This window comes from Streptomyces sp. NPDC001903 (assembly GCF_042891345.1).
Classification (GTDB): domain Bacteria; phylum Actinomycetota; class Actinomycetes; order Streptomycetales; family Streptomycetaceae; genus Streptomyces.
Genome location: NZ_JBIASZ010000006.1, coordinates 25,693 through 49,663 on the forward strand (window position 1 = coordinate 25,693; position 23,971 = coordinate 49,663).

Below are 23,971 nucleotides of genomic sequence, written 5' to 3' on the forward strand. Positions count from 1 at the left end.
TCCCCGCCCCTCGATGCTTCGATGAGAAGAGGACTCAAGGGGCTGAGCTCATGCATGTTGTTCTGTTGGAGACGGCATACGTCAGAGGCTTTGACGTCGTGGCGGAGATGGCCGACGACGGGATCGAGGTCACCTTCGTCACCGAGCGACTGGACGCCTACCGGGCCAATGCCGGGTTCGATCTGCTCGAACGCGCGGCGCGGGTGGTGGAGGTGCCGGACCTGTCCGGCGGCCACGACCTGGCCGCCCTGCTGCGGGGACGGCTCGGCCCCCACCCGGTCGACGGCGTGATCTGCCGCGACGAGAACCTCCTGCACGGCGCGGCGCGGTTCGCCCGCGACCTGGGCCTGCCCCACGAGTCACTGGAGGCGGCGCGGCTGCTCGGCGACAAGTCGGCCGTACGCGAACGGCTCGGGAAGGCCGGGATCGGCAGCCTGCGCTGGCGCCGGGCGGTCACCGAGGAGGAGGGGCTGGCGGCGGTCGACGAGATCGGGCTGCCGTGCGTCGTCAAGCCGACGTCCGGCCGGTACTCGGTCGGGGTCACCGTGGCGTGGACCCGGGAGCAGGCCGCCGCCGGGCTGGCCGAGGTGCTGCGGGTCGCGGACGGGAAGGGGAGCGGGGAAGACGGCGGGGAAGACGGCGGGCGGCCCGTCGCGCTCGTCGAGGAGTACGCCGTCGGACGCCACGTCAGCGCCGAAATGCTCGTCCAGGACGGGCGCGTGGTCCTGTACGGATTCGCCGAGCGCATCCCGGCGGCGCCCGGGACCACGGCCGAGCTGGGCGGCCACTTCCCGGCCCGGTTCCAGGGCATGGGCGCCGCACGGCGGTTCGTCCTGGACGCGGTCGAGGCGCTGGGGATCCGGGCGAGCGCGCTCCACGTGGAGCTGCTCGTCACGCCGACCGGCCCGGAGCTGATCGAGGTGAACGGCCGGATCGCCGGGCACGTGGTGACCCGGCAGATGTCGCTCGCCCTGGACCGGTCGGTCGCCCGCGACCTGGTCGCGCTCGCCACCGGCACGCCGGTCGAGGACGCGGCCCCGCCGGTGGCCACCGTGGCCCTGCACGCCCTGTGGAGCCCGGCCGAGGGGATCGTGCGCGGCCCGGTTCCCGCGCTGCGCGAGCTGCCCGCCGGCGTGGTCGACTGCGAGGTGACCGTCGGGCCCGGTGACCGGGTGCCGGCGCTGGGCACCAACCACGACCGGTTCGGGTACCTGATGGTGCGCGGCGCCGATGCCGCGACGGCCACGCGGGTCGCCGCGGACGCGGCGGCCCTGGTGCAGGAGTCGCTGGGCATCGAGCCGGTCGCCGCCGGGCGGGCGGAGGCCGGGCCAGAGCGGCCGCGGTCCGCGCCCGCGGGCGGCGAGCACGTGGTGCTGCTGATGGACGCGGGTGATCCGGTCGAGCGGATCGTGGCCGCGGCCGGCGCGGTGACCTCGCGGCTGACCGTGCTGCGGCGTGACGAGCTCACCTTCGACGCGGTGCGCGAGCGGTTCCTCGCGGCGCACGCGAGCGTGCCGGTGGCCGCGGTCCTGTCCTGGTCGGGGGCGTACGAGCGCGAGGCGCGGGAACTGCGCGCGCTGGCCGCCGGAGCCGCCCGCCCCGGCGGGGCGGGGAGCGAGGAGCTCGGCGAGCTCGACGGACTGCTGGAGGAGCTGGCCTTCGTCAGCGACCCCGCGCACACCGTCCTCGCCGTCGCGGCCCCCGGAGGGCGGGTCGACGTGCTCGCCGCCATTGACGAGAGCGGCGACCAGGCCGCCGAGGACGGCAGCACCGAGCGCCGCCTGGTCGCGGGCCCGGTGCCCGCGCGGCTCGTGGCACGTACCGAGGAGGCCGTGCGCGAGGCCGGGATCGAGGGGCCCGCCCGGGTCGTGTTCGGGGCGCGCAACACGCGTCCGCTGGTCCTGCCCGGCTTCGACCGGCAGGTCCTCGACCTCTACGACGCCGCCCACCGGCGGAGCCTGGTGACGGCCGCCGCCGAGAGCGCCCTGGGCCGCCCGGTGCGCGCCGCCCTGCCGGACGCCGGGCGGGTGGCCGTCCAGCGCCACGTCCTGTCGGGGCCGGGCCGCTTCCGCGTGGTGGCCGCGACCGACGCGCAGGAGCTGTACGACTGGCCCGAGCTGGCGTTCGTACGGACCCCGCTCGATCGCGCGGGAGTCCACGGCGGGCCGGTCGTCCGCCTGGAGTACACCGTGGCCGCGCCGGACACCGTCCGCGCCGAGCAGGCGGTGGCCCGGATCGAGCGCTCGCTGCTGTGGAAGACCGAGCCTGCCGACCGTACGCACGTCCTGCTGCTGGACCGGATCGGCCCCCGGGTGTGGACCCGCGACGACGGCTCGCCGCTGCTGGACCCGGACCGCTTCCGGCTCAGCGTGCTGAGCTCGGCCGCGGGCAACACCACCGGCAGCGCGGCCGACTTCGCCGCCCGGACCGACGTGTTCGACCCGGACGGGGTGCGGACCCTGGCCGGGGCGGTGCACGCGCTGTACCCGGTGGACCGGATCGCCACCGTCTCCGAGCGGCTGCTGGAGCCGGCCGCCGAGCTGCGCGCCAGGCTGGGCACGCCGGGCAGCGATCCGGCCACCGCGCGCAAGTTCGTGGACAAGGCGGTGATGAAGCGCATCGCCCGCCGGGCGGGCATCCGTACCGCCGAGGGGCACCTGATCCACACCCCGGAGGACGTCACCGACCTGTTCGCCCGGCACGGCCGGGTCGTGGTCAAGCCGCGGGACGGTTCGGGCTCGTACGGGGTGTCGGTGCTCACCGACGCCCGGCAGGTCGAGCGGTGGGTGCGCGAGGAGTTCGCCCCCGGCACCCACCTGTGCGAGGGGTTCGTGCCGGGCGACATGTGCCACATCGACGCCGTCGTCTACGAGGGCGACGTGATCTGGGACGTGTCCCGGTACGTGAGCGACACCCTGGCCGTCTCCCGGGTGGAGCCGCTGTCCTCGATCACGGTCGCCGACCCGGCCGTGCGCGCGGCCGCCCGCGAGCTGCTCGGCCAGGTCGTCGACGCCTGGCAGGTCCGTGCCGGGGTGCTCCACCTGGAGGCCTTCTTGGACGAGTCCGGGACCTTCACCTTCTGCGAGGTGGCGGGACGCCCGGGCGGCGCGGGCATCCGCGAGGCCTTCATCGCCACCACCGGCGTCGACCTCTTCCACGCCAAGATCCTCACCGACGTGGGGCTGGACCCGAGGGCCGGCCGGGTCGCGCCGGTGGGCGCGTACGCGGGCTGGACCGTGCACTTCACGGTCGGCGGGATGCTGCTGGACTTCGACGACTCGGCGGTGGCGCAGGACGCGTACTACCGCAACACCCCGTACCGGATCGGCGACGTGGTCCCCGTGCAGCCGTTCTCGGGGACGGGCGCCTGTACGTACGTCTTCACCCACGATGCGCACGAGGAGGTCCGCCGGCTGGTCTCGCTCGCCGAGCGCGAGGTGCGCCTGGTGATCGGGCTGGAGCCGAACCCGGGGTCTGCGGGGGCCGGGCGGTGATACTCGGCATCCTCGGCAGTGCCTCCGCGGACTCGGTCTCGCGCCGGGTCCTGGAGGTGGCCGCGCAGCGGATCAGGGAGGCCGGGGCGGCGTACGAACTCCTGGACCTGAGCGTGGAGTTCCCCGGCCGCCACCGGATCGAGGACTACGACGACCCGCCCCCGTACAGCCAGACGGCGGCGATCCGTGCCCGCGTCGCCGGGGCGAGCGGCGTCGTCCTCGCGACGCCGGTCTACCACGGCTCGTACAGCGGGCTGCTCAAGAACGCCCTGGACCACCTCGCCGGCGACGCCCTGGCCGACCGGCCCGCGGGGCTGATCGCCGCCGGCGGCGGTCCGCGCGGCGCGGGCACCGCCTGCGACCAGATGCGGGCGGTGGTCAGGGCGCTGAGCGGCTGGGCCGTGCCCACCCACGTGGCCTCCGCCCGCGGGGACTTCACGCCGGGGATCCCGCTGGAGGAGCTGCACATACGGATGGACCGGATGGTGGGCGAGCTGCTCTCCTTCCGCTCCGCGCGCCGGCTCCCGGCACCCCTCGCCAGCCGCTGACCCGGTCGGCCCCCCGACTCCCGAACCCGCCCGACCCCGGATCCCCGACTCCCGAACCCGCCCGACCCCGGATCCCCGGCTGCCGGATCCCCGACCCCCGAACCCCCGACCCCAGCGAAGCGAAGCCCGTCACCTGAAAGGACGCGCCATGACCCCCCGCTCCGCCCGCCCGCCCGCCGGCCCCGAGGACCAGCCGCACCTGCTGCTGGTCTCGGGCATCGGCGGCCACCCGCCCGCCGCGGCGCTCGACTCCCTCTCCCGGATCGGCCCGGCGGTCTCCGTCGTCCACATCGCGGCCTGGGGCGACCCGGAACCGGTGCGCGCCGACTGGGCCGCGCGCGGACTGCGGGGAGAGTTCCTGACCGCGGCCGACCTCGACGACGCGGTGGCCGTCGGTCTCGCCCTCCACGAGCGGTACCCGCTGTCGGGGGTCGTCACCTACTCGGAGCTGCTGCTGCGCCCGCAGGCCGAGCTCGCCGAACGCCTCGGGCTGCCGGGCAACTCCCCCGGAGCGGTGGAGATCGCCCAGTCGAAGGCCCGCCAGCGGCAGGTCTTCGCCGAACACGGCGTGCCCTCACCGCGGTTCGCCCGGATCCGCGAGGAGGCGGACCTGGCGGGGGCGGCCCGGGACATCGGCCTGCCGGCCGTCCTCAAACCCTCGCTCGGCGCCGGCAGCCAGAGCGTGCGGCTGGTCCGCACGTACGAGGAGCTCCTGGACGCCTACCGCGACGGCCGGGCCACCGTCTCGGCCTTCCTGCAGAGCGAGGACGTCTTCCTGCTGGAGGAGCGCCTCGAACTGGAGGCGGACGGAGACAGCGGCTGGGCGGCGTACTGCAGCGTCGAATCGCTGCTCGCGGCGGGCGAACGGCACCACCTGGCCGTCTCCGACCGCATCGAGCTGCGCCACGGCTACGCCGAGGAGGGCGCGTCGATGCCCTCGCGGCTCGACCCCGCCGTCCAGGCCGCCGCCGTCGACTGCGCGGACCGGGCGATCCGGGCCATCGGGCTGACCACCGGGGCCGTGCACACGGAGATCGCGCTGACCCCGCGGGGGCCGCGCGTCATCGAGGTCAACGCCCGGGCGGGCGGCCCGATGCCGGTCATGTTCGAGGTCGGCGCCGGATACGACTACGCCGAGCAGATCGGCCGCAGCGCGCTCGGCCTCGCGCCGGACACCGTCCCGGAGTTCACGCAGACGGCACTGATGAGGATGGTGCCGATCCCGGCGGGGGAATGGCTCGTCACCGCGCAGACCCCGGTGGCCGAGGTGATGGCGGACTTCCCCGAACTGGCTTACGTCAGGCCGCGGTTCGGGCCGGGCCAGTCGGTGAGCCGGGCCCGGACCCTGCACCTGGCGACGTTCATGCTCGGCGCGCCCTCGCCCGGCGCGGCCCTGGAACTCGCCGGCCGCGTCGAGCGGGCCCTCGGCATCGAACTCGCGGAGGCCGGAGCGCGGGCCGAGCCCGCCCCGGCCCGGGCCACGTAGCCGTGGACACACACCCCCGACCCCGCCCGACTCCGCAATCCCGCCTACTCATGACGTGGGGATCGCTCCGATGAAGAAACGCATCTACGCCGCCGGACTGTCCGACGCCGTCGGACTGGGGATGTACCTGTCCCTGTCCGTCCTCTTCTTCCACAAGGCCGTGGACCTGCCCAACGCCGAGATCGGGCTGGTCCTCGGCATCGCCGGCATCACCTCCCTGCTGGGCGCCATGCCCATCGCGCGGGCCGCCGAGCGCTTCGGCAGCCGTACCGTGCTGACCGTCCTGTTCCTGGTCCGCGCCGCCGCCTTCCTGGCGCTGGCCGTGTCCTCCTCCTTCATCGCCGCCCTGCTCGCCTCGGCGGTCGCAGGGGTGCTCAGCCGGGGGATCAGCCCGCTGATCGAATCGGGCCTGATCGCCCGGGCGAGCAACGAGGAGGCGGTCGGGGCGCTCGCCCGGCTCCGGTCGCTGCGCAACGCCGGCATGGCGGCGGGTGCGCTGCCCTCCGGGGCGGCCATCGCCATCGACGAGGCCTGGGCCTACCGGGCGGTGATGGTGCTCTCCGCCGTCCTGTTCATCGGCTGCGCCGCCGTCTGCCGGACCTTCGGTGAGGGCGGGAGCCCGGCCGGGGCCGCGCCGGGCGGGGCCTCACGCGGCAGCGCCCTGCGCGACCGGGCCTTCCTCCGCATCACCGTCCTGTACGGGGCCCTGACCATGTCGGCGCTCGTCCTGGGACTCGGCGTCCCGCTGTGGGTGGTCCAGCAGACGCAGGCCCCCTCCTGGACCGTGACCCTGGTCCAGGTCCTCAACACCGCCGTCGTCGTCGTGCTCCAGGTCCGGATCAGCAAGGGGTCGGAGGACTTCCGCACCGCCCGCAGGATGATGCGGCGCGGCGGGCTGCTGTCGGCTCTGGCAGCGGGGATCGTACCGCTGACGACGTTCGGCGGGGCGGGCACCAACCTGGCTCTGGTGGTCGCAGCCGCGCTGCTCTTCTCCCTCGGGGAGCTGTACATCGTGTCCGGCACCACCGGCGCCGCCCTCCTGCACATCCCCGAGGGCCGCAAGACCGGCTACCTCGCCGCCTTCAACCTCGGGTTCGCCGTCACCACCGTCGTCGGTCCCCCTCTCATCACCACTTCCGTCGGTCTGGGCGGCTGGGCCTGGCTGGGCTGGGCCGTCTACTTCACCACCGTCGGCCTGGTGGCAATGCGTCTCCCGCAGCCGTCCCCGGCCGCCGGGAAGGCGCCGCAGCCCGCGGGAACCGCCGCGTGACGCGGGCCGAGGGAGCATGGGAGCGGGCCCCGAACATCCCTCTTTGCGCGGCGTACCGTCATCCTCGGACGACACGCCTCAGCCCGTCTGCCGCGGCGGCCGGTTCGCCGAGGGAGTGCCGGACGAACTCTCCGCCCGAGTGCGGCCAGCGGCGTGGTCGGCGCCGATCGCGACGCTGTGGGCGGCCGAGGCGAGCGTGAGGTGGCGGTGCCAGCCCTTGAAGGAGCGGCCGGCGAAATCGCGCAGCCCGGCCCGCTCGCCGGTGGTGGCGCTGTCGAACGACGTCCGCCGGCTGAGCTTGGCCATGCGCATCAGCCCGTCGAGCGAGGTGGTGGTGAGGTCCGTGAGCCACAACTCGCTCGGCGGGCCGTTGCGGTTGGTCCACTCGCCCATCAGGAGCCACTGCTGCGGACCGGAGGGCGAGCGGCGCGGCTGCGGCAGCTCGACGCGTATGCCGGCGACCAGGGTGCTGCGGACGACGGGCGTCCCCGAGGAGGGGTCCAGCCACTCCACGGGCCGGCGCAGTCCGCGTACGTGCTGGAGCATGTCGGACACCGGTATGGGACCGGCGCCGTACCCGGGCATGGCCGTGTCGGCCACCCGCAGCTGGTCCATGGCCCGCATCCGGGCCATGACGGGAACTCCCGCGGCGTGGAAGCGACTCAGCACGGCGCTGCTGACGAAGTCGCGGGAGGGCAGCACCACCGGGCGGCGCTCCACCCCGCCCCAGGCGAGGACTTCGAGGGCGGACGCCGTGGCGCACTCGCCCGGCGACTCCTCGTCGACCCAGTCGGGGATGTCGGCCCGGCGGCGCTTCTCCTCGTCCTGCAGCCAGGAAGGGGAGAGGTACAGGCGCCAGTTGACCGGGGCGCTCATCGCCTCCGAGGCCATCCACAGGCCGAAGGAGTGCTGGCCGTGGACGGAGTGCCCCAGTTCCGGGACGAACCGGCGGTCTATGCCCGCCGACTGCTCGCCGGCCTTCTGGATCGGCATGGACTGGATGACCCAGGCCTTGGGCTGGACCGTCTGCTCCGCGTACCGGGCGAGCGCCGCGCGCATCGGGGCCCAGTTCCAGGTGGATTCGCTGATGAAGTGGTGCAACGACTGCTCGGTGCCCGCTCCGCCGACGACTCCTGCCATGTTGCGGATCGACTTGCGCCCTTCCGCGTAGAGCAGTCCCCGCAGGTACTGCTCGCCGCGGGCGCGCTGGTCGCTGCGGCGCAGCGACCTGAACAACTGGGGTGCGAGCTCCGAGACCATCGCTTCGACGATCTGGGCTCTGTGGTCCGCCGTCGTGGTCGGCGGTATCGAGGGTGGGGAGTGGGGGGCCTGTGCCGGAGGGGTGGCTACAGGTGCTTGGTAGGCGCTGTGCGCGGCGGCAGGCCGGGTGCCGGAATGGTTCGCCGCGCGCCGCACGGTCCGCCGGCTGGCGCCGAGGCCGAAAGTCTTCATCGCTGCTCCTGAGTCCGAGTCAGGACGCAACTGTCGGAGGTGCCGTTCCCGCTTCGTTCCCGCTTCGCTACCGCTTCCCCCCGTAAGCTCTTAGGATCCTGGTGAAGGCTCTTCAGCAGGGGGCATTGAGGGGGATGGGCAAGGAGGCCATGGCTAATTCGGTGGAAAGCCAGGTGCGTTTCAATATTCTCGGACCGCTTGAAGGGTGGACGGCAGGGCACCGGTTAAAGCTCGGCGGTCAAATTCACGAACGAGTTCTTGCCACGCTGCTGCTCGAACCGGGAAATATTGTCCCGGTTGTCCGCCTTGTGGAGGCGGTGTGGGATGAGGAACCGCCGGTAACCGCTTCCCACCAGGTGCGCAAGGCCGTCGCCGACCTGCGGCGCCGGATCCCGGGGGGCGGGAAGCTGATCGTCACGGACGGTCCGGGCTACCGGGTCCAGGTCGCGCGCGATCAGCTGGACCTCCTCGTGTTCAACGGGCACATCCGGGAGGCGCGGCACGCCGCCTCCGGGGACCGCCCCGAGGCCGCGGCCGACGAACTGCGCGCCGCCCTGGCCCTGTGGCGCGGCCCGGTGATGTCGGGCGCCGGCGGCTCGGTGGTCGAGGCCGCGGGCGCCGTACTGGAGGAACGCCGGCTGGGGGCGGCCGAGCAGCTCTTCGAACTGCGCCTGTCGCTCGGGGAGTCCGGGGAACTCATCGGCGACCTGCGCACCCTCATCGCCCAGCACCCGCTGCGGGAGTCGCTGCGCGGCCACCTGATCCTGGCGCTGTACCGCTCCGGACGGCAGGCCGAGGCGCTCGCCGAGTACGCGAAGGTCCGCGAACTGCTCGTCGAGGAACTCGGCATAGACCCCAGCGCGCAGCTCACCAAGATGTACGAGGACATCCTGCGCGCCTCCCCCGACCTCGCCGGACCGGCGCCGCGACCGGTCCCCGTGGCCGGTCCGCCCGCGTCCCGGTCCCCGGCGGCGGAAGACGGCGCCGGCGCGCCGTCCGGACTCGGGAGCAGCCGCTTCCCGACCCTCGCCTCGCTGCACGGAGCTCCCTGCACCCTGCCGCCAGGCATCCCCGACTTCACCGGCCGCGAGCGCGAGCTGGCCGAGGTCCTGGATGCGTGCCGGCAGGACGCGGGGGAAGGACCCCGGGTCGTCGCGATCGACGGCATGGGCGGCTGCGGCAAGACCTCGCTGGCGGTGCGCACCGCGTACCAGCTGGCCGAGGAGTACCCGGACGGCCAGCTCTACGCCGACCTGCGCGGCTTCACCCCCGGTGAGAAGCCGCAGCGGCCGGCCGCCACCCTCTCCGGCCTGCTGCGCACCCTCGGCGTGGCCGCGGACAGCATCCCCGACGACGAGGCGGGTCTGATCGGGCTGTGGCGGGCCACCCTGGCCGGCCGCCGCCTGCTGTTCCTGTTCGACAACGCCCTGGACGCCGGCCAGGTGCTGCCCCTGCTCCCGTCCTCGACCGAATGCCTGGTGCTGGTCACCAGCCGGGCCCGGCTGGTCGATCTGGACGGCGCGGACTGGATCTCGCTGGGGGTGATGGAGCGGGAGGAGAGCCGGGTGATGCTCACCGAGCTCCTCGGCGACGACCGGGTGGCCAGGGAACCGGAGGCCGCCGCCGAACTCGCCGATCTCTGCGGCCACCTGCCGCTGGCCCTGCGGCTCGCGGTGGCCCGGCTGCGCAACCGTCCGCGCTGGACGGTGCGCTACCTGGTCGAGCGGCTGGAGGACGAGACCCGCCGGCTGGACGAGCTGAGCGCGGGCGAGCGCAGCGTGGCCGCCACGCTGAGCCTGTCGTACAAGGCGCTGGAGGAGGAGCTCCAGGCCGCCTTCTGCCTGCTGGGCCTGCATCCGGGCGCGGAGGTCGACGTCTACTCGGCCGCCGCCCTGCTGGAGACCGGGGTCCGGGACGCGGAGGACATGCTGGAGGACCTCCTCGACATGCACCTGCTGGTGCAGAACGACCCGGGGATGTACGCCTTCCACGACCTGGTGCGCACGTACGCGCTCTCGCTCGGCCAGGGCAGGAGCGGGCGCGAGGCCCGGGAGGCCGACGGCCGGCTGCTCGGTTACTACACGGCGGCGACGGAGGCCGCGTGCACGCTGCTGTTCCCCAGCCGCCGCAGCATGCACGTGGACGTGCCCGACACCGCCTACGCGCTGCCGCCGATGCGGCGCGAGGACCGCACCCTGGAGTGGTTCGACCGGGAGTCCGCGGGCATCCAAACCCTCCTGGCCCGGGGCGGCCACGAGGACAGCCCCCAGTTGGTGTTCGCCCTGGCCCGCAACGCGTCCTTCCACCTGAACCTCCGCGGGCGGTTCGCGGAGTTCGAGGCGGTGTGCCGGGCGGGACTCGTCGCGACGCGCAGCATGGCCGATCCCCTGCTGATCTGCCAGACCCTCAACAACCTCGGCGTGGCGTGCTGGAAGCTCGGCCGGCTCAACGAGGCCGTGGAGGCTGCGGAGGAAGCGCTGGACTGGGCCAGGAAGGCCGGGGGCCCGGACGACGAAACGGTTGCCCTCGGCCTGCTGGGGATCGCGCACTACGCGCTGGGGAACCTGGCGAGCTCGTACGACTACACGACGCAGGCCGTGGGGGAGCTCAAGGGAGGGGACCGCACCAAGCTTCCGCAGCAGCAGGCGGAGGACCTGAACAATGTCGGCACGGTCTGCCTGGCGCTCGGCCAGTACGAGCAGGCGCTCGACGCCGCGCGACAGGCGATCGAGCTGTGCCGTGCCTTCCGGTTCCCGGAGCAGGAGGCCCTGGCTTGGACGACTCTGGCCCTGGCGTACTGCGGCAACGGGGCGTTCGGGGAAGCGGAGTCCAGCCTCTCGCGGGCGCTGAACACCGGCTCTTCCTGCCCGGATGAGGTTCTCGTACTCATCTGCGCCGTCTCTTCGGACCTCTGCGACCGACGCGGTGACACGCGGCGGTCGCAGGAGCAGGAGGCCACGGCGCTGGAGCTGCTCAACTCGACGATCTCGCCGCAGCGGCGCTCCAGGGTGGACAACGTCCTGGCGCTCAAGCACAACCGAAACGGCCGGTACGAAGAAGCCCTGCGCCTGCACGAGCGCGCTTTCACGTGTGCCGAGGGCATGGGCTACCGGGTCGAGATGGCCCATGCGTTGGACGGGATGGCGGCAGCGGCCGGGCCGCTGGGCCTGCCGGACGCCGCACAGTACCGGGAACGGGCCGACATGCTCTTCGAGGCCATGGGGGTGCCGCCCGAGGGGCGGCGCACCCTCTGATCGGAGCGCGGTGCACGGCGGTACGACAAAAGCAGTGGGCCCCGTCCGGTTTCGGACGGGGCCCACTGCTTGCGCGGGGGGTGGATCAGGCGCCGGTGGGGGGCGTCGGCGGCGTGGTCGGGGGCGTGGCCGGGGCGACGCCCGGACCCTTGGTGTCAGCCAGGATGGAGTGCCCCTTCGTGCCGTTGGCCTGGTGGTCCTGCTCGACCGCCGCACCCAGGCCGAGGGTGAGGGCGAGGGCGACGATACCGACCAGACCAGCGAACTTGCCGCGCATTTCGTTCCCCTTGTTTGTTGTGAAATCCCGTGTCGCTTTCGACATGACAGAGATTCGCAACGGGGCTTCCTGCTCCAGTCCCTCTCCGTTCCCGCTTGAGCGGGTGGTGGTATGGGAACGGAACGGGAACGGGCAGTCTAACGAGAAAACCGGTGCGCTATCCGGTATTTGGTTGGCCGAATATCGTCGTTCGGATATCGGTGGATTGCCGCTCAAGAAAAGGAGAGTCGGAGTTCCGCTTCGAGCAGTCCCAGATCCCGCGCATGGCCGTGAGCCGCGATATGACCGTCCGGCCGGATCAGGTAGTACCCCGCGGAGCGACATCCGGCCTGTGCGGCGGCGTCGCGGCGCCGAAGCGTCACTTGTCGCAACAGTGGCCATTGCGCCACGATGTGGCCCAATTCTTCCTCCCAGGCCCTGTTCCCGTCCGGGACGACCGCCAAGTTCCAGCCGTGCGGATCCGCGTCCGGTCCCGAGATCCCGTACGCGAGTGCCAGACGGCGGGGGAAGACCGCCCCGACCTCCAGCGCGCCGGGCAGCGAGCGGCGCACGCGGCAGCCCGTCCAGCCCGAGGGCTGCTGGGTGTCGCGGACCGGCGGGTACGAGAGCCGGCGGCCGGCCATCACCGGGGCGTAGAACTCCGAGACGATCCCGGTCCGGTCGAGGAGCCGGAACGCCGCGTCGCGCGCCGCCACCGAGGCCTTGGACTTGAACAGCCAGGCCCTGGTCTGGAAGTCGGTGTCGCGCACGAGCTGGCGGGTGACCTCCGCCCGCTCCTCGCCGTAGGAGGCGAGCAGGGAGGAGGGGGACTCGCCCCTGATCACCGAGGCCAGCTTCCAGGCGAGGTTGTGCGCGTCCTGGAGGCCGTTGTTCATGCCCTGCCCGCCGGCCGGGCTGTGCACGTGGGCGGCGTCGCCGGCAAGGAAGACCCGGCCGCGCTGGAACTCGCTCGCCCGCCGGGCGTGAACCCGGAACACGGCCTTCCAAACCGCCTCCTTGATCCGTACGCCGCGGGGCCCGCGCTCGTCGATGACGGCCTGCATCATCGGGACGTCGACCTCGCCGCCGCCCTGGGGCATCACCGACAGGAACCGGAAGATCCCGCCCGGGATGGGCACGATCACCAGCGCGCCGTTGGCGGACTGGTAGAAGTGGCACTCGTCGGGAGGTAGGTACCCATCGATGCGCGCATCGATGAGTGCGAAGGCCATCTCGTACGTCGATCCCTCGAATCCGACGCCGAGTTGGCCGCGCACGGCGCTGCCGGCGCCGTCCGCGCCGACGATGAACGGCACCTTCAGCCGCTGCAGCCCCTCGGGGGTCTCCAGCACCGCCGTCACTCCGTCGGTGGCCTCGATCCGGCCGGAGTAGTCCAGACCGTCCAGGGCCAGGAGCCGCACCCCGCGCTCGATCTTGCCGCCGAGCGCCTCCAGCCGCTCGGTGAGCAGCCGCTCGGTGACGTGCTGGGGCAGGGTGCGGCACGCCAGGTCGTCCGAGAACCCGAAGGAGGCCAGCGGGCGCCTTTCGGAGAAGTAGCTCAGCGTGTTGATCCGTACGGACTCCTCGTCGACCACGCCGCCCAGACCGGTGTCCTCGAGGATGTCGAGGGCGCGCGGCCAGACGGACAGGGCCTTGGGGGTCAGCATGGGTTCGACGGCACGGTCGATCACGCGGACCCGGATGCCGCGCCGCAGCAGTTCGACGGCGGTCAGCAGGCCGGTGGGGCCGGCCCCGACCACCAGGACGTCCAGGTCGGACGCCCCGGCGGCGGGTACCGCTGCGCCCTCTCTCGTGGGCCGGCTCTCGCCGGCTATCAGGTCAGCCATGGCCTCTGGGACTCTCTCAGTCGGTGCGGACGCCGGTGGTGGTGGAGTTCTCCGGCTCGGTGGGCAGTCGGTCGAGGCTGATGCCGAAGTGGGTCTTGTAGGCGGCGATGACCTCGGCGTCGTCCTGGAGGACGGTCTTGGTGCGCTGTTCGCCGTCGACGACGTTCAGGTGGCGGCCCTTGAGGGTCACCAGGCCGTTCTCGGTGCGGATGGAGCAGAACAGGGCCTGCATGAAGGAGGAGTCGGGCGCGGTGCGGTACCACCACAGCGACGGGCCGTAGTCCTCGATGCGGACCGGGGTCTCGACCACCTGGTACAGCGGGCGGCCGCCGAGCCACAGGTCGACGGTGCCGGGCTTGCCCTCGACGTCCTTGAGCTGGTACTCGCCGTGCGGGTCGCTCTGGACCTCGCGGCTGGTGAAGTCGAGCGGGAAGCGGCTGTTGCGGCCGAAGCCGGTGTCGACGAGGTACACCTTGTCGCCGATGGTGACCTTCAGCGCGAGGTGGCCGAGGAAGGGGCCGAGGCCCTCCGGCCGGTGCACGCGGCCCGGCAGGATGTCCACCTCGTAGCCCAGGGCCTCCAGCACGAAGCCGAGCGCCGGGTTGACCTCGTAGCAGCCGCCGCCGCGGTTGTCGATCGCCACCTTGTCGACGGAGCGCTGATCCATGTGGATCTCGCGGCCTTCGAGGTGGTAGTCGAGGTTCTCGAACGGGACGGACAGCACGGCGCGTTCGGCCAGGTGCCGCAGTCCGGCGAGGTCGGGCTGCGCGGGGCGGCTCGCGCCGATCCGGGTGAGGTAGGCGTCGACCCGGGCGTCGTCGATCGGGGTTGCGTCCAGCATGGAATCTCCTTGAAGGGTGTCGCCCCCCGCGGGCAGGGGAGGGCAGGGAGGGAGGGGGCCGCGGGAGGTGGGTTACCAGCGGATGAGCGACAGACCCAGGGCCATGCCGCCGCCGAAGCCCGCGAGCAGGACCAGGTCGCCTTCGGCCAGCCGGCCGGAGCGGGCCGCGCGGTCGAGGGTGATCGGGACGGAGGCGGAGCCGGTGTTTCCGTACCTCTCGTACGTCGTCCAGGTGCGTTCGGTGCCCACGCCGATTTCCTCGGAGAGGTTTTCCAGCATGCGTCCGTTGGCCTGGTGCGGAACGAAATGCGCGATGTCCGCCGGGGTGAGGTCGCGTTCCGAAAGGAATGCGTCGATGGCGGGCGGGACGTTCTCGGCGACGAAATCGCGCACGCCCCGGCCGTTCATGGTGAAGTACTGAAGCCCCTCGGCGAGGGTTTCGGCGGTGGCCGGAATCCGGCTGCCGCCGCCGGGGACCTCGATGAGGTGGCGGTCGGCCGCATAACTGGCCAGCCGGTTCGCGAGGACGCCGCGTCCCTCGCCGGCGACCGGGCCGAGGACGACGGCACCCGCGCCGTCGCCGAACAGGATCGTGGTGCGCCGGTCCTCGCGATTGAGGATCCGGGAGTACACGTCGGCGCCGATGACCAGGGCGTAGCCCTCGCCGGTGGCGGCCGCGAGCATGCCCTGCGCCGTGGCCAGGGCGAACAGGAAGCCCGTGCAGACACCGTTGACGTCGAAGGCGGCGGTGCCCTGGTCGGCGCCGAGCTCGGCGGCGACCACGGCCGCCGTCGGCGGCTGGGGCTGGTCGGGGGTGGAGGTCGCCACCACGATGAACGACAGCTGACGGGCGCGGATTCCGGCACTCTCCAGTGCCGCCCGCCCCGCGATCACCGCGAGATCGGATGTTGCTTCATCGGGCTTCGCCCAACGCCGCTCGCGTATTCCCGTCTTGCCGAGTATCCATTCGTGATCGACTCCGGCCGGCGCTCCGACTTCTTCGTTGGAAACGACATGAGCCGGTACGTACGACCCCGTACCGAGCACGCCCACCGAAAAAGCATTGCGCGCACCGTGATTTCCCGTCGTGATCATTTCTACGACTCCTCAACACTGCGTGAAACTCATGGTTCCGTCCCGGGAAAATGCCGACAACGGCGTCCGTGGGACCTTGTCAGGTACGGGGTCGCGGGGCGGTCCGGACCGGCCGGACCGCCCCGCGCCGCGTCAGGCGGCGAGCATCCGCGCGGTCAGCGAGGCCAGCAGGTCCCCGGTGATGCGCGGTCCGTTCTGTGTCAGCACCGACTCGGCGTGGAACTGCATCGACGCGAAGTGCGGGCCGCGCAGCGCGTGCACCTCCCCGGTCTCCGGATCGCGGCTGATGTCCAGGAGCCCGACACCGGGCACGACGGCCGAGTCGACCAGGGAGCGGGCGGCGAAGGTGTTGTAGAAACCGACCCGTTCGGGCCTGCCGAAGAAGTCGATCTCCTTCTGCACGCCCTGGTTGGGTTCGCCGCGGCGGACCAGATCGAAGCCGAGCGCGGTCGACAGCACCTGGTGGCTGAGGCAGACGGCCAGGAAGGGCCGCCGCTCGTCCAGCAGGGTCCGTATCGCCGTGCGCAGGTGGTCGATCTTGGGGTGGGAGCCGTCCCGGGGGTCGCCCGGGCCGGGGCCCATCACCACGAGGTCGTGCCCGTCGAAGGAGTACGCCTCGTCGTACCGGCGGACCGTCACCTCCAGTCCGATGGAGTCCAGTTGGCGGGCGATCATCGCCGTGAACGTGTCCTCGGCGTCCACCACCAGCACCTTGCGGCCCGCCAGCTCCGGATCCACGGCCGCCCGCTCCCGGTCCTCCTTCAACCAGTAGCCGGCGATCGTGCGGTTGCGGTCCTCCAGGGCCGCGCGGACGTGCGGATGGGTGGCGAACCGGGCCTGGCCGCCGCCCGATTCGAGGGCCGCGAGCAGCCCGGCCGCCTTGGCCGCGGTCTCGGCCACCTCCGACCAGGGGTCGGAGTGGCGTACGAGGGTGGCGCCGACCCCGATGCGGACCTCGCCGCCGGCGCCGATGTCGGCCGTACGGATCAGGATCGAGGAGTCCAGCGCGTCCCCGCCCTGCTCGTCGCGGCCGATCAGCGCCAGCACGCCGCTGTAGTAGCCGCGGCCCCGGGGCTCGTACTTGGCGATCACCTGGGCCGCGCTCTCCAGCGGGCTGCCGGTGACGGTCGGGGCGAACAGGGTCTCGCGCAGGATCTCCTCCGGGGGCCGCGTGCTGCGGCCCTCGATGAAGTACTCGGTGTGGGCGAGGCGGGCCATCTCCTTGAGGTACGGCCCGTCGACGCGGGCACCGCCCTCGCAGATCCGGGCCATCATCTTCAGTTCCTCGTCGACCACCATGTAGAGCTCGTCGACCTCCTTGGTGTCGGCGAGGAAGTCCATCACCTCCGGCAGCGAGGGCCCGGCCGCCGGATAGCGGTACGTGCCGCTGATCGGGTTCATGACGGCGGTGCCCGCGCGCAGGCTCACGTGCCGCTCGGGACTGGCTCCGACGAGGGTGCGCTCGCCGGTGTGCACGACGAAGGTCCAGTACGCGCCCGACTCCCGCTGCAGCAGCCGGCGGAAGAGGGTCAGCGCGTGCCCGGTGGAGTACGAGCGGATGCCGGTGGTCCAGGACCGTTTGAGGACGAAGTTGGCTCCCGCGCCCTCGCCGATCTCGTCCGAGATCACCCGGCGCACGGTGTCCGCGTACTCCTCGTCGGAGACGTCGAACTCCCCTCCTTCGAGTTCGATCGGCAGGTCGGGGATCCGGGCGAGCGCCTCGACGAGCGAGATCTGCTCCTGCCCGGTGACGGTCATCGCGACCAGCGGGGTGTCCTCCTCGGGGGCGGCGAAGCCCCGCTCGGAGATCTGCCGGTACGGGACCAGCGCGAGCACCTCGTGCCGGGGGCCGCCGCCGGCCGGCGCGGCCGCGGCGCCCGCGGCACCTGACGCACGCAGCTGCGCCAGCGAGTCCACGGTGGCGCTCTCGCCGATGATCACGTCGAGGATCCCGGGGCCCGTGGCCTCGGGGCGGTAGAGGAGGGCGAAGGGGGGCGGATTGGGGCCCAGGACGCGGGCCAGCAGTGGGGAGGTCATCCGGCGATCTCCTTGGCGGTGGTGACGACCGCGCAGCGCTTGGCCGCGTAGTCGATGGCCAGCCGGTGCTCCGACTCGCTGAAGTCGCCGATCGCGTCCGCGACCAGGAAGGTCTGGATGTCGTGGCTGAAGGACTCGATGGCCGTGGTCAGCACGCCGACGTGCGCGTAGACACCGCAGATGACGAGCTGGTCCCGGCCGGCCGCGCGCATGCGCTCCAGCAGGTCGGTGTTGAAGAAGGCGCTGTAGCGCCACTTGGTGCAGACCCAGTCCTCGGGATCGGGCGCGAGCGCCGGGACGACCTCGCGGTCCTCGGGCGTCGTCCGCATCCCGGGGCCCCAGATGTCCGCGAGCAGCCCGCGCTGCTCGGGGGTCATGCCGCCCGGCTGCGCGGTGTAGGCGACGGGGGCGCCGTGGGCCTTGAAGTGCTCGCGCAGCAGTACGGCGTTGTCGGTCAGCTCGGCGCGCAGCGCCTGGGGGAAGGGCGCGAGGAAGTAGCGCTGCATGTCGTGGACGAGCAGTACGGCCCGGTCAGGGTCGAAGGACCACTGGGGTATGGACGGGGGAATGTCTCCCGCGGTCGGGAGGGGATAGGGCTCGATGGTCGGTATGCCGGCCATGAATGTCCTCTCGGATGTCTGTTCCTCGAAGGGGTGCGCTGGGCGGATGGGAGGGGACGGGCGGGTCGTACGGGTGGAGCGGCGCGGGCGGGGTCGGCTCAGCCGCCGAGCGTCGCTCCGCCGTCCACGGTGAGGACGTGCAGGGTGATGTGTGCCGCGCGGTCGGAGAGCAGGAAGAGCACGGATTCGGCGATGTCGTTGGTGCGGGCGAGCTTGCCCAGCGGGATGCCGACCTTGTAGGACTCGGGGCTGCCCGCGATGGTCCGCGCGGGGCCCTGCTCGTCCTCCCACATGGAGGCGAGCATCGCCGTGTCGGTGGACCCGGGGGCCACGATGTTGCAGCGGATGTTGTGCTTGGCCACCTCCAGGCCGAGCGTCTTGGTGAGCATGGTCGCGGCGGCCTTGGACGCGCCGTAGGCGCCCATGGCCGTGCGCGGGGTGCCGGAGGCGTTCGAGGCGACGGTGACGATGGCCCCGCGGTTGCGGGGGATCATCCGGTTGACGGCGGCGCGGGACAGCCGGAAGACGCCGCTGACGTTGACCTCGAAGGTCTGCAGCCAGTCCTCGTCGCTGAAGTCCCGTACCTCGCCCAGCCGCAGGATCCCCGCGGTGTTGACGAGGAAGTCGAGCGGGCCGAGTTCGCTCTCGACCGCGTCGACGACGGCCTCGACCTGCCGGGTGACGGTGACGTCGGCCGGGTGGGCGTGGACGTCCAGTCCGTCGGCGGCCAGCTTCTCCACCGACTCGCGCAGCCTGTCGGCGTCGCGGTCGACGGCTGCCACGGTCGCGCCCTCCTCGGCGAGCAGGCGGGTTACGGCAAGACCGATGCCTCCCGCGGCTCCTGTGACGAGGGCGACCTTGTTCTCCATGTCCAATCTCCCTGCTGGTTCAGGCTCGCCACTGCGTCACCACGGCGTATGCCTGGTTCGGGTTGAGGCGGGGGTCGCACAGGCTCGTGTACTTGTCTCCGACCGTGTCCAGCTGGTCCTCACCGCTCGCGCACTCGGTGACGTCGTCCGGGGTGGTCTCCAGGTGCAGACCGCCGGCGATCCCGCCGCCCTGGGCCACGGCGGCCTGGAAGCCCTGGATCTCCTTGACGACGGTGGCGACCAGACGGGTCTTGTGACCGCCGGGGGCGGAGAAGGTGTTGCCGTGCATGGGGTCGGTCAGCCAGATGACCGGGTGTCCGGCCTGCCGGACCGCGTCCACGAGCGCGGGCAGGCGCTCGGCGACCAGGTCGGCGCCCATGCGGGCGATCAGGGTGAGGCGGCCGGGCTCGCGCCAGGGGTCGAGGCGCCGGCAGAGCTCGATGAGCTCCTCCGGCTCCATCGACGGGCCCACCTTGCAGGCGACCGGGTTGACGACCCCGGCCAGCATGTCCACGTGGGGTCCGTCGATCTGGCGGGTGCGCTCGCCGATCCACGGGAAGTGGGTCGAGGTCAGCAGCGGGCTGCCCTCCTCGTCCCAGCGCATCATGGGCAGTTCGTAGTCCAGCAGCAGTGCCTCGTGGCTGGTCCACACCGGCGGGCAGATGCCGGAGCGGCGGGCCGGGTCGGTCCAGCCGAGGTGGGCCATGGCCTGCGCGGCGGAGCGGTATCCGGAGAGCAGGCGGAACGGGTCGGGAAGGCGGTCGGCCAGCCCGACTCCGGGGCCGTTGACCATGTGCCCGCGGTAGACGGGGAGTTCGACCCCGTCCACGACCTCGGTCGGGCGCGAGCGCGGCTTGGCGAACTGGCCGGCGAGCCGGCCGATCCGGACCACCGGCTTGTGCGTGATCATCTTCAGCGTGCCGGCGAGCATGTCGAGGAGGGCGGACTTGCGCGCGATGTAGCCGGCGTCGCACTCCGACGGGTCCTCCGCGCAGTCGCCCGCCTGGACCACGAAGGCATCGCCCGCCGCCACCCGTGCGAGGTGGGAGCGCAGGCGGCGGACGTCTCCGGCATTGACCAGCGCAGGACGCTGGGAAAGGTCGTCCTTTACTTTGGCCAGTTCGGGGAAATCGGCCCAGTCGGGCTGTTGTAGGGCGGACGCTTTTCTGACGGTGAGTGAAGCTGTAACCACAGGAAACTCCCAGGAAATGGGCCCAAGTCTGGCGTATGGGCAGAACTGAGGGGTGGCGGATTATCGATGCTGCTGGGTAATTGGGGTGGCACCCACCCGCCGACGGGAACTCCGTCAGGTGCCGCGCCCGCACCTGACAAAGCCGTCGGTGATCGGTTAAGTCACACCTGACTGAAAAGCGGCAGGGACTTTCCTGCGGCGGCGGTTGCGAACAGAATCCGGACCATGCATGCCGCCTATATCGAACAGTTGGGTCCCGCGGAGCTCATCCGCTTCGGTGAGCTGCCCGCTCCGCAGCCGGGGCCGTCCGACGTGCTCGTCGAGGTCGACGTCGTCTCCGTCAACCACGTCGACACCTTCGTCCGCTCGGGTGCCTGGCGCACCCCGCTGGAGTTCCCCTTCGTGATCGGCCGGGACCTCGTGGGGACCGTGCGCTCCGCCGGTCCCGCGGTCGCCCACCGGTTCGCGCCGGGGGACCGGGTCTGGTGCAACAGCCTCGGGCACGACGGCCGCCAGGGCGCCGCCGCTGAGCTGGCCGTCGTCCCGGCCGAGCGGCTCTACCCGCTGCCCGAGGGGGTGGACCCGGTCGACGCGGTCGCCCTCGCGCACCCGGCCGTCACGGCCTACCTCGCCCTCTTCGACCAGGGCCGGATCACCGCCGGCGACACCGTCCTGGTGCTCGGGGCCGCGGGCAACGTGGGCAGTGCGCTGGTCACGATGGCCGCGCAGGCCGGAGCCCGGGTCATCGCGACGTCCTCGCCGCGCGACTTCGACTACGTACGGGAGCTCGGCGCGGCCGAGGTCGTCGACTACAACGACTCCGACGTGCCGGGCCGGATCCGCGAGCTCGCCCCGGGCGGAGTGGACATCCACGTCGACACCTCGGCCCGCAACGACCTGGAGACCGCGGTGGACCTGCTCGCGAGCCGCGGCCGGATCGTGCTGCTCTCGGGCATGCGCACCCGTCCCGTGCTGCCCGTGGGGCCGCTCTACCTCAAGGACTGTTCGGTGCGCGGTTTCGCGATCTCGCACGCCACCGCGGGCCGGCTCGCCGAGGCGGCGGCCCACGTCAACCGGCTGACGGCCGCCGGGCTGCTGCGGCCGCGCGGCACGGAGGTGCTGCCGCTGTCGGAAGCGGCCACGGCGCACCGCCTGCTGGACGAGGGCAAGGTGACGGGAAAGCTGGTGCTGCGCGCCCGTTCCTGACGGGCAAAGCTGCGGAAAAACCTGCCGGCGGCGCCGTGGAACCATTTATCGCGGCGCCGCTCCCGCATGTCTCGAATTTCCTTGTGCAATACACGGGTAAAAGACCTGATGGACCTGGGATAAGACCCTTGAGCGGCGAATGGGCGAGCAGCAGTATTTCGGCCATGACGAACTCCATCATCGACTCGACCCCGCTTTTCGAGGTCCGCGCGGACATTCCCGTCGCGGCCACCGCGCAGGAGATCTACGACGTCGTCAGCGACCTGACCCGGAGCGCCGAGTGGAGCCCGGAATGCCAGGGCGGCGAGTGGATTTCCGGTGAACCCTCCAGCGTCGGCGCGATTTTCCGCGGCGAGAACCTGCGCGCCGAGGACGTCGTCGGCTGGGCCCCGCTGGTCCGCGGCACCTGGTACACCGAGGCCCGCATCACGGCGGCCGAGCCCGGCCGCACCTTCCGCTGGGTGATGCTGACCCACGCCCAGGAGGACCAGGAGTCCATCTGGGGCTTCGACATCGAGCCGGCCCAGGAGGGCTCGGTCCTCGTCCACCACTTCCGCATGGGCAAGGCGACGGCCGGCATCCACAAGATCGTGGCCGACCTCGACGAGGTCCAGCGCAAGCAGTTCATCACCGACTGGACCGAGAAGCTCGAAGGGGACCTCGACGCCACCCTCGCCCGCATCCGCGACGTCGTCGAAGGCCGCTGAGCCTGCGTTGTCGCACCCGGACGCCGGCACCGGCCTCCCTCCCGGTGCCGGCCCGATCCCCGTACGCCATCGAAGACACTCTTGAGAGAACGAGGCCATGCTTCTCCAGCGCATAGGAAACAAGGGCATCCGGCTGGGTACGCTCTTCGACCGAGCGGCCGCCCGCACCCCCGCGGGCCTCGTGGTCATGGACCACGACCTGGACATCGCCCCGCAGCTCGGGCGCCGCCCCACCTTCACCGAACTCGCGGACCTGATCGACGACTTCGCCTCCCGCCTGTGGTCGGTCGGCGTACGGCCCAACCACCACGTCGTCGTGCACAAGTCCGACGGCTTCGACATCTCCCTGCTGGCCTGCGCGATCGCCCGCATCGGCGCGATCCCGGCCCTGCTGTCCCCGAAGCTGGACGGCGAGACGGTCGCGACGCTGGTCCGCCGCATCGACCGGCCCTTCCTGATCACCGACCAGGAAAAGCTCGACGACAACCTGCCGGCCGAGATCTTCGACATCACGGCCGAGGTGCTGCTGACCAAGGGATCCTTCGGCAAGGCCATCGAGCTGGCCTCGCTCGCCGGTGCCCCCCGCGTCCCGGCCATCCCGATGCCGCCGGACCACCCCACCCTGATCACGCACACCTCCGGCACCACCGGCACCCCGAAGCTCGCCGTCCACACCGGCCACACGTTCCAGGCCCGCTACCGCCCGCAGGCGACGGTCTTCTCGGCCGTCCCCAAGCGCGAACCGGTCGCGGTCCACGTGTCGTTCGTCCACTCCCGGATGTTCACGGCGATGCCGATCTCGATCCTCCAGGGCCACACCCTGATCGTCCTGAAGGAGGACGACCCGGAGACCGTCGGCGACATCTTCGCCCAGGTCCCGCCCGGGTTCATCGAGGCGCACCCCAACACGTTCCTGCGCTGGGAGGCACTGGCCGAGGACCCCCGAGGCCCCCTCGCCAACGTCAAGTACTTCAGCTCGACCTTCGACGCGATCCACCCGCGCACGGTCAGCATCCTGCTCAAGGCGAGCAAGCGGAAGAACGCGCTCTTCGCCCAGGCCTACGGCCAGAGCGAGGTCGGCCCGATCGCGGCCCGCACCTACACCCGCAAGGGCGGCGCGGACTTCGACGGCCGCTGCGTCGGATCCCCGTTCCCCGGCATGACCGGCGTCCGCGTCGTCAGCCGTGACGGCAACCCCGTCACCAAGGAGAACCCGGGCTTCATCGAGATCAAGTCCGACGGTCGCATCATCACCTACCTCTCCGAGCACGAGCGCTGGGAGAAGCAGGTCCACGACGGCTGGTGGCGCATGGGCGACCTCGGCTACCGCACCAAGTGGGGCTGCCTGCACCTGCTCGACCGCGAGGTCGACGAGATCCCGGGCATCGGCTCGACCCTGGAGATCGAGGACAAGCTCTTCACCCGGCTGCACGAGCTCATCGAGGTCATCATCATCCCCGGCGCCGACGGCGTCCCGGTCCCCGTGGTCTGCACGCGCGACGACAAGCCCCTCGACCTGATCGCGTGGAAGTCCGCGGTCATCGGCCTGCCGAAGCTCGCCGCCCCGGTGCAGTGGCGCCTCGAGGACGTCCCGCAGACCTCCACCACCAAGATCAAGCGCCTCGAGCTCGCGCGACTGGTCGCGGGCGGGGCGGAGGCCGGCGCCGAAGCCGAAGCCGCAACCGGAACCGAGGTCAAAGCCGACGCCGCCTGAGCGCCCCGGTGAGGCCCGACGCGCCACCGCACCCGGCCCGCCACCGCACAGGCCCGGCTCCCACCCTGCATACCCACAGCATC

General features: G+C 72.0%; 17 protein-coding genes. 8 read left to right on the plus strand and 9 right to left on the minus strand.

The features are described from left to right. The first annotated feature begins 50 nt into the window (after positions 1-50). The 4 genes from ACFYZS_RS15425 to ACFYZS_RS15440 all read left to right on the plus strand — a co-directional run bounded on the left by ACFYZS_RS15425 (position 51) and on the right by ACFYZS_RS15440 (position 6,798). Positions 51-3,494, plus strand: a complete 3,444-nt coding sequence (locus tag ACFYZS_RS15425; RefSeq protein ID WP_389011755.1) for an ATP-grasp domain-containing protein — start codon at positions 51-53, stop codon at positions 3,492-3,494. Beyond that, positions 3,491-4,042 (plus strand): NADPH-dependent FMN reductase, encoded by a 552-nt coding sequence (locus ACFYZS_RS15430; RefSeq protein WP_389011758.1) that lies wholly within the window; start codon positions 3,491-3,493, stop codon positions 4,040-4,042. The genes ACFYZS_RS15425 and ACFYZS_RS15430 overlap by 4 nt, the downstream gene beginning before the upstream one ends. Positions 4,043-4,190: 148 nt before the next feature. Further along, the gene (locus ACFYZS_RS15435) at positions 4,191-5,528 is read left to right on the plus strand and encodes an acetyl-CoA carboxylase biotin carboxylase subunit family protein (protein ID WP_389011761.1); all 1,338 of its coding nucleotides are present in this window, start codon (positions 4,191-4,193) and stop codon (positions 5,526-5,528) included. 70 nt (positions 5,529-5,598) lie between these two features. Then, positions 5,599-6,798, plus strand: a complete 1,200-nt coding sequence (locus ACFYZS_RS15440) for an MFS transporter (RefSeq protein WP_389011763.1) — start codon at positions 5,599-5,601, stop codon at positions 6,796-6,798. A 78-nt stretch (positions 6,799-6,876) separates the two neighbouring features. On the opposite strand, the gene ACFYZS_RS15445 is transcribed toward ACFYZS_RS15440, so the two are convergent. Beyond that, positions 6,877-8,058, minus strand: a complete 1,182-nt coding sequence (locus tag ACFYZS_RS15445) for an IS701 family transposase (RefSeq protein WP_389011766.1) — start codon at positions 8,056-8,058, stop codon at positions 6,877-6,879. 509 nt (positions 8,059-8,567) lie between these two features. Here ACFYZS_RS15445 and ACFYZS_RS15450 point away from each other — a divergent pair. Continuing rightward, the gene (locus tag ACFYZS_RS15450) at positions 8,568-11,504 is read left to right on the plus strand and encodes a BTAD domain-containing putative transcriptional regulator (RefSeq protein ID WP_389011769.1); all 2,937 of its coding nucleotides are present in this window, start codon (positions 8,568-8,570) and stop codon (positions 11,502-11,504) included. A gap of 85 nt (positions 11,505-11,589) precedes the next feature. Here the strand turns inward: ACFYZS_RS15450 and ACFYZS_RS15455 are convergent, their stop codons facing one another. The 8 genes from ACFYZS_RS15455 to ACFYZS_RS15490 all read right to left on the minus strand — a co-directional run bounded on the left by ACFYZS_RS15455 (position 11,590) and on the right by ACFYZS_RS15490 (position 20,261). Further along, complete coding sequence (locus ACFYZS_RS15455) at positions 11,590-11,781, minus strand: hypothetical protein (protein WP_389011772.1); 192 nt, start codon at positions 11,779-11,781, stop codon at positions 11,590-11,592. Between the two features lie 212 nt (positions 11,782-11,993). Continuing rightward, complete coding sequence (locus ACFYZS_RS15460; RefSeq protein ID WP_389011775.1) at positions 11,994-13,607, minus strand: FAD-dependent monooxygenase; 1,614 nt, start codon at positions 13,605-13,607, stop codon at positions 11,994-11,996. A 16-nt stretch (positions 13,608-13,623) separates the two neighbouring features. Next, positions 13,624-14,448: an arylamine N-acetyltransferase gene (locus ACFYZS_RS15465; RefSeq protein WP_389011778.1), complete on the minus strand. Its 825-nt coding sequence runs from the start codon at positions 14,446-14,448 to the stop codon at positions 13,624-13,626. Between the two features lie 72 nt (positions 14,449-14,520). Continuing rightward, entirely contained in the window at positions 14,521-15,543 is a 1,023-nt protein-coding gene (locus ACFYZS_RS15470; RefSeq protein WP_389011781.1) for a 3-oxoacyl-ACP synthase III family protein, read from the minus strand. 132 nt (positions 15,544-15,675) lie between these two features. Then, positions 15,676-17,580, minus strand: a complete 1,905-nt coding sequence (locus ACFYZS_RS15475) for an anthranilate synthase family protein (RefSeq protein ID WP_389011783.1) — start codon at positions 17,578-17,580, stop codon at positions 15,676-15,678. Further along, positions 17,577-18,200 (minus strand): isochorismatase family protein, encoded by a 624-nt coding sequence (locus ACFYZS_RS15480; RefSeq protein WP_389011786.1) that lies wholly within the window; start codon positions 18,198-18,200, stop codon positions 17,577-17,579. Before ACFYZS_RS15480 ends, ACFYZS_RS15475 begins: the two co-directional genes overlap by 4 nt. A gap of 98 nt (positions 18,201-18,298) precedes the next feature. Further along, the gene (locus ACFYZS_RS15485; protein ID WP_389011788.1) at positions 18,299-19,069 is read right to left on the minus strand and encodes a 2,3-dihydro-2,3-dihydroxybenzoate dehydrogenase; all 771 of its coding nucleotides are present in this window, start codon (positions 19,067-19,069) and stop codon (positions 18,299-18,301) included. Between the two features lie 19 nt (positions 19,070-19,088). Continuing rightward, on the minus strand, positions 19,089-20,261 hold the full coding sequence (locus tag ACFYZS_RS15490) for a 3-deoxy-7-phosphoheptulonate synthase (protein ID WP_389011791.1): 1,173 nt from the start codon (positions 20,259-20,261) through the stop codon (positions 19,089-19,091). Positions 20,262-20,486: 225 nt separating this feature from the next. Here ACFYZS_RS15490 and ACFYZS_RS15495 point away from each other — a divergent pair, with 225 nt between their 5' ends. The 3 genes from ACFYZS_RS15495 to ACFYZS_RS15505 all read left to right on the plus strand — a co-directional run bounded on the left by ACFYZS_RS15495 (position 20,487) and on the right by ACFYZS_RS15505 (position 23,888). Further along, positions 20,487-21,467: an NADPH:quinone reductase gene (locus tag ACFYZS_RS15495; protein ID WP_389011794.1), complete on the plus strand. Its 981-nt coding sequence runs from the start codon at positions 20,487-20,489 to the stop codon at positions 21,465-21,467. Between the two features lie 164 nt (positions 21,468-21,631). After that, entirely contained in the window at positions 21,632-22,174 is a 543-nt protein-coding gene (locus tag ACFYZS_RS15500; protein ID WP_030869773.1) for an SRPBCC family protein, read from the plus strand. 97 nt (positions 22,175-22,271) lie between these two features. Then, entirely contained in the window at positions 22,272-23,888 is a 1,617-nt protein-coding gene (locus ACFYZS_RS15505; RefSeq protein WP_389011797.1) for a class I adenylate-forming enzyme family protein, read from the plus strand. Positions 23,889-23,971: the final 83 nt, after the last annotated feature.